Below are 9,639 nucleotides of genomic sequence, written 5' to 3' on the forward strand. Positions count from 1 at the left end.
GGCCGGGGCGGAGAGGTCCGCTGGTTTCGCGTGGCACAGGGCGAAGAGGGTGCGGCCCCGGATTCCCAGGGCGGTGGAGGCTTCGCCGGTCGCCGTGTAGATGACGTCGTCGGCGGGGAGGGCGTCCATCACCCGCTGGTCGATGAACAGCGGCATCTCCTCTGGGAGGAGAAGCGGGCAGACCAGGCCCGCCGCGTACTCGGTGACGGCGTTGACGACGTCGGCGGGAGCCGGGCGGACGGTCCTGGCTCCCAGGGTGAGCCGCACGGCCTCCATGGACGGGCGCTCACCGGCCGGGACGATCACTCCGGCCAGGAACCGGTCCCCGTAGGCGCCGTCGCAGGAGTAGACGCGCGTCACCAGGCACCGGTCCGCCGGCAGGCCGAGCGACGTCGGCAGTTCGTCGGCGTGGGCGAGCGCGATGGGCAGCCGCACGATCTCGTGTACGGCCTCCCATTCGAGCAGCGCGCGGTGGATGGTCAGAGCGTCCTTCATGATCGGCTCCATCCCGCGGGGGTCGCCCCGCTCCCCCCGGTCACTGGTTACCCTGTCTCCCCCTGGATCGCACTCTGCGAGGGATATCCCCACATACCCGAGACGTCCGGTTTAACCCTCGCCATACGTCACGTAAAACCCTCACGCTGCGCCTCGGCCGCGCATGCGGCGGACGTGGTCCTTCCGTATCCCGCTACCGTTGTCGTGCGGAAGGCTCACCCGGCGGTCGCGCTGGCGACATCGGAGTGTCCAGAACGTAACCCGGGGATCGCGGCATGTGAAGGGTCCCGTCCTGCACCGGACGCCCGCCGATCACCGGATAAGTCCTTTGTCAGCCGTCAACCAAGGAAATACGCTCGATGGCCGTGCCCAACCAGAACGTGACCCCCGAGCCCTCGCGGCGCACCGCGATCGCCGAGCTGCTGCGCCCGATCGCACCCGTCGCCGACGATCTCGGCGCCCGGTTCGCGGCGGCCGGTCACGAGCTGGCGCTGGTCGGCGGCCCCGTCCGGGACGCGCTGCTGCGCCGTCCCACCAAGGACGTCGACCTCACCACCGACGCCCCGCCCGAGCGCACCCTGGAAATCATCCGCGGCTGGGCGGACGCGCACTGGACGATCGGCATCGAGTTCGGCACGGTCGGCCTCCGCAAGGACGGCGTCGAGCTGGAGGTCACCACGTACCGCAGCGAGTCCTACGACCCGAAGTCGCGCAAGCCCGACGTGGCGTACGGGACGTCCCTCGTGGAGGACCTGCGGCGCCGCGACTTCGCGGTGAACGCGATGGCGGCGCGGCTGCCCGGACACGAGTTCGTCGACCCGTTCGGCGGGCTCACCGACCTGCGGGACAAGGTGCTGCGGACGCCCGGCAAGCCCGAGGACTCGTTCGGCGACGACCCGCTGCGGATGATGCGCGCCGCCCGGTTCACCTCGCAGCTCGGTTTCACGGTCGCGCCCGACGTCGTCCGCGCGATGACGGACATGGCCGGCCGCATCGAGATCGTCTCCGCCGAGCGGGTGCGGGACGAGCTGTCCAAACTCGTCTGCGGGCAGTACCCACGGCAGGGGCTGGCGCTGCTCGTGGACACCGGCCTCGCCGCGCACGTCCTGCCGGAGCTGCCGAAGCTGCGGCTGGAGATCGACGAGCACCACCGGCACAAGGACGTCTACGAGCACTCGCTGATCGTCATGGAGCAGGCCATAGCCCAAGAGGCAGGTTCGGGCGGTGAAATGCATGGAGAAGGGCCCGATCTCGTCCTGCGGCTGGCCGCCCTCCTGCACGACATCGGCAAGCCGCGCACGCGCCGGTTCGAGGCGGGCGGACGGGTCTCGTTCCACCACCACGAGGTCGTCGGCGCGAAGATGACCCGCAAGCGGCTGACCGCGCTGCGCTACCCCAAGGACGTCGTCTCGGACGTGTCCCGGCTGGTCGAGCTGCACCTGCGGTTCCACGGCTACGGCACCGGCGAGTGGACCGACTCGGCCGTCCGCCGGTACGTCCGCGACGCCGGGCCGCTGCTCACCCGCCTGCACAAACTGACCCGGGCCGACTGCACCACGCGCAACAAGCGCAAGGCCGACCGGCTGCGACGCACCTACGACGACCTGGAAGCGCGCATCGACCGGCTGGAGCAGGAGGAGGAGCTTGCCGCGATGCGCCCGGAGATCGACGGGAACGAGATCCAGGAGATCCTCGGCATCGGTCCCGGGCCGCTCGTCGGCAAGGCGTACCGGTTCCTGCTCGACATCCGCCTCGACCAGGGCATCATCGGCAAGGACGCGGCCGCGGACGAGCTCCGCCGCTGGGCCGCCGCCGAGGGCATCGGGGGACCGGGCGAATGATCCCGCTTCAGCTGGGGCGGATGAGCCCGCGCGAGACCGAGCGGATGCTGGAGTTCGACCGGGAGCACATCTGGCACCCGTACGCCCCGATGCCCGCGCCCGCGCCCGTCCTGCCGGTCGTGTCGGCCGACGGCGTCCGGCTGACGCTGGCGGACGGCACCGAGCTGATCGACGGGATGTCGTCGTGGTGGGCGGCCGTGCACGGCTACAACCACCCGAAGCTCAACGCGGCCGTCACCGGGCAGCTCGGCAAGATGGCGCACGTGATGTTCGGCGGGCTCACCCATCCGCCCGCGGTCCGGCTCGCCGAGCGGCTCGTCGAGATCACGCCGGAGCCGCTGACGAAGGTGTTCTTCGCCGACTCCGGGTCGGTCGCGGTCGAGGTCGCGATCAAGATGGCGCTCCAGTACTGGCGGTCGCGGGGACGTCCCGAGCGGCACCGGCTGCTCACCGTCCGCGGCGGTTACCACGGCGACACGTTCGGCGACATGGCCGTCTGCGACCCGGTGAACGGGATGCACCACCTGTTCAGCGACGTCCTCGCGGAGCACGTGTTCGCGCCGGCGCCGCCGCTCGGCTACGCGGCGGAGCCCGAGCAGGCCTACCTGGACGAGGTGTCCCGGCTGGCCGCCGAGCACGCGGGCGAACTGGCCGGGATCATCGTCGAGCCCATCGTCCAGGGTGCGGGCGGCATGCGTTTCTACGCCCCCGAATACCTGCGCGCCCTCCGCGACATCGCCGACGAGCACGGCCTCCTCCTCATCCTGGACGAGATCGCGACCGGGTTCGGCCGGACGGGTGAGCTGTGGGGCTGCGACCACGCCGAGGTCACCCCCGACATCATGTGCCTCGGCAAGGCCCTCACCGGCGGCTACCTGACCATGGCCGCCACCATGTGCACCGACCATGTCGCCGACGGCATCACGTCGGGCGAGGCGGGCGCCCTCATGCACGGCCCCACCTACATGGCCAACCCGCTGGCCGCCGCCGTCGCCTCCGCGTCCATCGACCTGCTGCTGTCCCGCGACTGGCGGGACGAGGTCGACACCATCGAGGCGATCCTCACCAGCGAACTCGACGGCGCCGCGGACCTCCCCGGCGTCGCCGGCGTCCGCGTCCTCGGCGCGATCGGGGTGGTCGAGGCGCGGGAACCGGTGGACGTCGCGGCCGCCCAGGAGATCGCCATGGCGCACGGCGTCTGGCTCCGCCCGTTCGGCAGGCTGGTCTACACGATGCCGCCGTACATCTGCACCGAGGACGAGGTCCTCCACATCGCCGCCGCGCTCCACGCCATCGCCGAATCCCTCTGAGCGCGGCTCAGCCGAGGACGTGGGCGGGCCGGCGGGCGGCGGCCGACCGGTAGACGAGCGCGCCCGCGGCGTACGCGGCGATCACGACGAGGAGCGTGAGGGCGGCGCGCCCGTCCCACGGCAGCCAAGTCGCGGCCACCGCCGCCGCCGCGGCGAACACCGCGTTGAACAGCATGTCGTAGACGGCGAACACCCGGCCCCTGTAGGCGTCGTCGATCGTCTCCTGCAGCGTCGTGTCGACGCACAGCTTCACGCCCTGCGACACGACGCCCAGCGCGAACGCGGCGGCCGCCCAAGGGGCTTTGGTGAACGGCATCCCCAGCACCAGGAGGCTCACGGCAGCCGCGCCGAACAGCCACGCCACCCACGCCTGCTTGCTGATCCGCCGCACGACGAGCGGCGTGATCAGCGCGGCGGCGAAGAAGCCGGCGCCGGAGACGCCGAGCATCACCGCGAACATCTGCAGCCCCTCGTCGGGGTCGTCCGCGAAGTGGTTCCGGCACAGCAGCAGCGTCATGATCAGGACGATGCCGTAGAGGAACCGGTGGAAGGAGATCGCGGCGAGTGCCAGCGCCGCCTGCGGGCGCCGCGCGATGTGCCGGCCGCCGTCCACCAGGCCGTCCAGGACGGTGCGGAGCGCCTCGACCAGGCGCGGGGCGTCCGGCTTCGCGAGCGCCGGCACGGCGTCCTCGGACGGGTGCGGCCCCAGCAGCCGCTTCGGCAGCCTCGTCGCGATCGCGCCCGCCAGCAGGAACAGCCCCGCCGCAGCCACCAGGATCAGCGCCGTCCCGTGGTTCCCGGAGCCGAACAGCAGCCGCAGCAGGTAGCCGATCCCGCCCCCGACGAACGCGATGACCGTCCCGGACGTGACCGAGAACGCGTTCGCCGTGACCAGCTGATCGCGCCTCACCACGTGCGGAAGCGCCGCCGACAGGGACGCGAGGAAGAACCGGTTGACGCCCAGCACGACCAGCACGCCGAGGAAGAAGACCGCCCCGTCCTGCCCGGCCGCGACCAGGCCCGCGACGAAGAGCACCAGCACGGCCCGCAGCACCGGCGTCCACACCAGGATCTGCCGGCGCCGCCACCGGTCGATGAACACCCCGGCGAACGGCCCGAGCGCCGAGTACGGCAGCAACGTCACCGCGAACGCCGCCGCGGCCTTGCCCGCCGTCGTCTGCCGCTCGGGGGAGAAGAACACGTAGCCGGCCAGCGCCACCTGGAAGACGCCGTCGGTCAACTGCGAGGCCAGCCGGGTCGCGTAGAGCCGCCGGAAGTCCCGCCCCCGCAGGATCTCCCGCAACTCCCCAGCTCGCATCCGATCACCATATGTGCTGCTAATCGTCCGTGAGCCAAAGGCGGGTGTAGTCGTAGCCCGCGGTGGTGGGGAGGAAGAAGGCGCCGTGGACGCGGGACGAGTGGAAGATCGTGTGGGAGCGGTTGAGCAGCGGGACGATCGCCGCGTCTTCCATGATCTTCTGGTCAGCCTGCTGCCAGTAGCCGCCGGCGTGGGACGGGTCGGGCGCGGTGAGGGCCTCGTCGATGAGGGCGTTGACCTCGGGGTTGTCATAGCCGCCGTAGTTGGTGGAGTTCTGCCCGTAGGTGCGGCCGTCGAAGAGCGGCTGGATGATCGAGCGGCCGTTGTTGCCGTACCAGTCGGGCGTCCAGCCGGGGGCGGCGATGTCCCACTCGCCGGCGCGGGCGTTCGCGGGCGTGGAGATCGTCCCGGCGTAGAAGGAGCCGCCGGAGTCGGCGCTGAGCTCGGTCTTCACGCCGCAGGCGTCGAGGTTCCCGGCGAGGGACTGGGCGATGAGCTTGTGGACGCTGTTGGTGCGGTACGGGAACTTCAGCGTGAGGTCGGGGTGACCGGCCTTGCCGAGCAGCTCGCGGCATTTGGCGGGATTGCCCGACTCGTTGGGCGTCGGGTAGTGGTTCGCGGGCGCGTACCCGGAGTTGCCGGGCGGGATCACCGTGTGCAGCGGCTTGGCCACCGACGGGCCGCCCACGATCTTGATGAGGGCGCTGCGGTCCACGGCGTACTGCAGCGCCTGGCGGACCTCGCGCTTTCCGAGCGCGCCGCCGTTGCTCGGGCTGAGCGTGTTGAACACCAGGTACGGGCTGCTGCTCGGCGTCTCCCTGATCGCGAACCTGTCGTCGTCGCGCAGCCGGGGGATCGCGGACGTCGGGACGGGCTGGTCCCAGGCGAGATCGGCGACCTCCTGCTCGATCTGCTGCTGGACGGTCTCCGGCGAGTCCTGCCCGAGGGTGATCTGGATCTTCTCCACATGGCGTTCACGGAGTGGATCGGTGTTCTGGCGCCATACGGGGTTATGGGTGAGCAGGTACGACAGGCCGGGCTCGTACTTGCTGATCCGGTACGGCCCGTTCGAGATCGTGTTCTGCCGGAGCTCCGCCGAATCCGGGACGTACCGGTCGTACTCCTGCGGCGCGGCGGCCGTGTACGGCAGCGTGAGCAGGTTGAGGAAGTCGCTCGCGGGCTCCTTCAGCTTGAAGACGAGCGTCTGGTCGTCCTTCGCGCGGACGCCCTCGATCTCGTGCTCGCGCTGGTAGGCGGCCATCGCCGCGGCGTCCTTCGCGTCCACGGAGCCGAAGCCCCGGCAGAACTCCTCCATGCCCTTGAGCGTGGAGATGAAGTACCCCTTGCCCGCGGACGGCGAGGCCGGGTTGCACAGCCGCTCGAACCCGCGGACGAAGTCGTGCGCCGTCACCGGGCGCGGCGGGCTCGTGTTCCACTGGACGCCCTTGCGCAGCCGCACCGTGTACGTCCGGCGGTCCTTGCCGACGTCGCCGTTCTCGCGGGTCGGAATCCGCGCGGCCACGTCGGGCCGCACCGGGATCGTCTCCTGGAAGTCGTTGGACGCCCGAGTCCCGAACAGCGTCCGCGCGAAGGTGCGGGCGAGCCCGTACGCGCCGACGCTGGCGACGGACGTCGGGTCGAGATGCTCGACATCGGACGAGCCGACGATCCGCAGCGTCCCGCCATCGCGGGGCTGGCCCGCCGCCGACGCGTCATCACCTCCCCCGGCGCATCCCGTCAGTCCCAGCGCGAGCCCCGTCAGCCCCGCCGTCACCTTGATCATCTCGCGTGCCATCGTTCCCACCTCGAAGACTCGCCACTTGGCGCGCAGTCACCGGCGGTGTCACAGTAGGGCCGCAGAGTGACCGGAGGGCGGTACATCACCGTTTTCCCTACAGAAGTAAGGACGCCCTGACAGCGGAATGTCCACTGCCAGGGCGTCCCTGGGGAACTTTGTGATCAGGCTCTCAGCGGTCGGTGTCACGTCCGAGGGGGCGACCCCCGACCCCCGGGCTGAACCGCTCCTTCGCTTCGCCCAGTCGGCGGCTCAGCGGTCGATGTCGCCGCGGATGAAGGCCTCGACGGCGTCGTGCGCCTGGTCGTCGTTGTACTGCTCGGGCGGCGACTTCATGAAGTAGGAGCTGGCCGACAGGATCGGGCCCCCGACGCCGCGGTCCTTGGCGATCTTCGCGGCGCGGACGGCATCGATGATCACGCCGGCGGAGTTCGGGGAGTCCCAGACCTCCAGCTTGTACTCCAGGTTGAGGGGCGTGTCGCCGAACGACTTGCCCTCCAGCCGGACGTAGGCCCACTTGCGGTCGTCCAGCCACGGCACGTGGTCGGACGGGCCGATGTGCACGTCGGCCTTCGCCATCTCGTGCGGGATCTGCGAGGTCACCGACTGCGTCTTGGAGATCTTCTTGGACTGGAGGCGCTTGCGCTCCAGCATGTTCATGAAGTCCATGTTGCCGCCGAAGTTGAGCTGGTAGGTGCGCAGCAGCTCGACGCCGCGGTCCTCGAACAGCCGGGCCATCACGCGGTGCGTTATGGTCGCGCCGACCTGCGACTTGATGTCGTCGCCGACGATCGGGACACCGGCCTCGGTGAACTTCTCGGCCCATTCCGGGTCGCTGGCGATGAACACCGGCAGCGCGTTGACGAACGCCACCTTGGCGTCGATCGCGCACTGGGCGTAGTAGCGGTCGGCCTCCTCGGAGCCCACCGGCAGGTAGGACACGAGGACGTCCACCCTGGCGTCCTTCAGCGCCTGCACGACGTCGACCGGCTGCGCGTCCGACTCGTCGACCAGGTCCAGGTAGTACTCGCCGAGGCCGTCATGGGTGGGGCCGCGCTGGACGGTCACACCCGTCGGCGGGACGTCGGCGAACTTGATCGTGTTGTTCTCGCTGGCGTGGATGGCCTCGGACAGGTCCATCCCGACCTTCTTGGCATCCACGTCGAACGCCGCGACGAACTCGACGTCGCCCACGTGGTAGTCGCCGAACTGGACGTGCATCAGGCCGGGAACCCGCGTCTCGGGGGCCGCGTCCTTATAGAACTCGACACCCTGGACGAGCGAAGAGGCGCAGTTGCCCACACCCACGATGGCTACGCGCACCGAACCCATTCCGGTTGCTCCTTCTCTTGTGCGGAACATGTGGTGTTCTTCACCCGACCCCGGTGCCGCCGATCAGCGGTCGTTCTCCCGAGGCATGTCCTGTGCGATGGTTTCTGAAGTCCTGTCTTGCTGTTCTTGCTGTTCTTGCTCGGCTTGCTGTTCGTTCCGGGCCTGCTGTTCCTGCTCGGCCCGCTCCCGCCCGATGAGCTCGTTGAGCCACCTGACCTCGCGTTCGACGGACTCCAGCCCGTGGCTCTGCAGTTCCAGGGTGTAGGAGTCGACCCGTTCGCGAGTGCGTGCCAGGGCAGCGCGGAAGCTCTCCAGGCGCTCTTCCAGCCGGCTGCGCCGGCCTTCGAGGATCCGCAGCCGGACGTCGGCGCGGGTGTGCGAGAAGAAGGCGAAGTGCACGCCGAACCCCTCGTCCTCCCACGATGCCGGACCGGCCTCGGTCAGCAGTTCCTGGAGGCGCTCCTTGCCGTCGGCGGTGAGCTTGTAGACGATCTTGGACCGGCGGCTCTGCAAGGCCAGCGCCGCGTTCGGTTCCTCCGGCCGGTCCTCCATGATCAGCCCGTTGGTCAGGAGCTGCTTGAGGCACGGATAGAGGGAGCCGTAGGAGAACGCGCGGAACATGCCGAGCACGCCGTTGAGCCGCTTGCGCAGTTCATAGCCGTGCATCGGGGACTCGTGCAGCAACCCGAGCACGGCGAGCTCCAGCACGCCCGCGCCCTTCCTGGCCGCCATACGGTGCCCTCCTCAGCGGAGTCGATGTCTCGACTCGATGTATCGCGCCAATGTATCGGCTCGATACATCGCAACGATACGTAGACGGGCTCGTCCTGGCAAGTGGAGACCCGTCCCGGCGACCGGGGGCGCCTGCCCCGCCGTGTCCGCCGGCATGAACCCCTGACGCACGTCACCTACGTATGTAGGGATGGAGCTGGGCCGCTACGCGGGGGGCGTCATGGCCACCGCCGGACCGGCTGCCGCGGACCGCGAATACGGAGAATTCAGGGTGTATGTGGTGGAAGTATGTCAAAGTTGCGCTTGGAGTCACCTGGCGATGTCGTACGTATCCGGCCACGGGGAGCAGGGCCCCGAGCGGTGGACAAGTGAGGAGGATCCGCCGGCCGTAACCTTCGGCGGGGGCGTTTGACCAGCCAGGACATGCTTCGCCATGCACATGCTCCCCCCGCTCACCAGCCCGCACAGTACCCTTCGGACGGCGCACGAGCCGTTGTCACCGCTGGGGAGCGATCCCCCGCCCGGCAACGACCAGCTGTCCCCTGTTGATGAGGTCGCGTGAGTAATCCAAGCCAGCCCCGACCGGAACCCGGGTCGCAGAGGCCGGGCGGGCAGCAGGTCCCCCGACCCGGCGACTCCGGCGAGCCCGGCAATCCGGGCGTCCAGGGCGAGCCCGCCGCGGGTGGCCCAGGCGTGCCAGGAAACTCTGGCGCGCAGGGAACCCCGTCCGGGCCGCCGGACAACCTCCAGGGCCCGAGCCAAAGCCCGAGTTTCATGGGCGGCCACTCCGTCCCCGGCGCCCCGGGAGCCCCCGGC

Annotated in this window: 7 protein-coding genes; 2 read left to right on the forward strand and 5 right to left on the reverse strand. The window is 70.0% G+C overall.

Annotated elements, in window-relative coordinates:
* Positions 1-495 (reverse strand): YbaK/EbsC family protein (locus tag E1285_RS40200; RefSeq protein ID WP_132159853.1); only part of this gene is annotated, 495 nt, incomplete at its 3' end.
* Positions 496-854: 359 nt separating this feature from the next.
* Between E1285_RS40200 and E1285_RS40205 the strand changes: the two genes are divergently transcribed.
* Together E1285_RS40205 and bioA are read left to right on the forward strand one after the other, a co-directional pair.
* Complete coding sequence (locus E1285_RS40205; protein WP_132159854.1) at positions 855-2,336, forward strand: CCA tRNA nucleotidyltransferase; 1,482 nt, start codon at positions 855-857, stop codon at positions 2,334-2,336.
* Positions 2,333-3,646 (forward strand): adenosylmethionine--8-amino-7-oxononanoate transaminase, encoded by a 1,314-nt coding sequence (gene bioA / locus E1285_RS40210; RefSeq protein WP_132159855.1) that lies wholly within the window; start codon positions 2,333-2,335, stop codon positions 3,644-3,646. Before E1285_RS40205 ends, bioA begins: the two co-directional genes overlap by 4 nt.
* Positions 3,647-3,653: 7 nt before the next feature.
* Here bioA and E1285_RS40215 read toward each other — a convergent pair whose 3' ends face one another.
* The 4 genes from E1285_RS40215 to E1285_RS40230 form a co-directional block, all read right to left on the reverse strand.
* Positions 3,654-4,964, reverse strand: coding sequence for an MFS transporter (locus E1285_RS40215; RefSeq protein WP_243723386.1), 1,311 nt, complete (start codon positions 4,962-4,964; stop codon positions 3,654-3,656).
* A gap of 19 nt (positions 4,965-4,983) precedes the next feature.
* Complete coding sequence (locus E1285_RS47935; RefSeq protein WP_132159857.1) at positions 4,984-6,759, reverse strand: ABC transporter substrate-binding protein; 1,776 nt, start codon at positions 6,757-6,759, stop codon at positions 4,984-4,986.
* Between the two features lie 252 nt (positions 6,760-7,011).
* Positions 7,012-8,091, reverse strand: coding sequence for an inositol-3-phosphate synthase (locus E1285_RS40225; RefSeq protein WP_132159858.1), 1,080 nt, complete (start codon positions 8,089-8,091; stop codon positions 7,012-7,014).
* Positions 8,092-8,154: 63 nt separating this feature from the next.
* On the reverse strand, positions 8,155-8,823 hold the full coding sequence (locus tag E1285_RS40230) for a PadR family transcriptional regulator (RefSeq protein WP_132159859.1): 669 nt from the start codon (positions 8,821-8,823) through the stop codon (positions 8,155-8,157).
* Between the last annotated feature and the right edge of the window lie 816 nt (positions 8,824-9,639).

It is taken from the genome of Actinomadura sp. 7K507, from assembly GCF_004348425.1.
Taxonomy (GTDB): domain Bacteria; phylum Actinomycetota; class Actinomycetes; order Streptosporangiales; family Streptosporangiaceae; genus Spirillospora.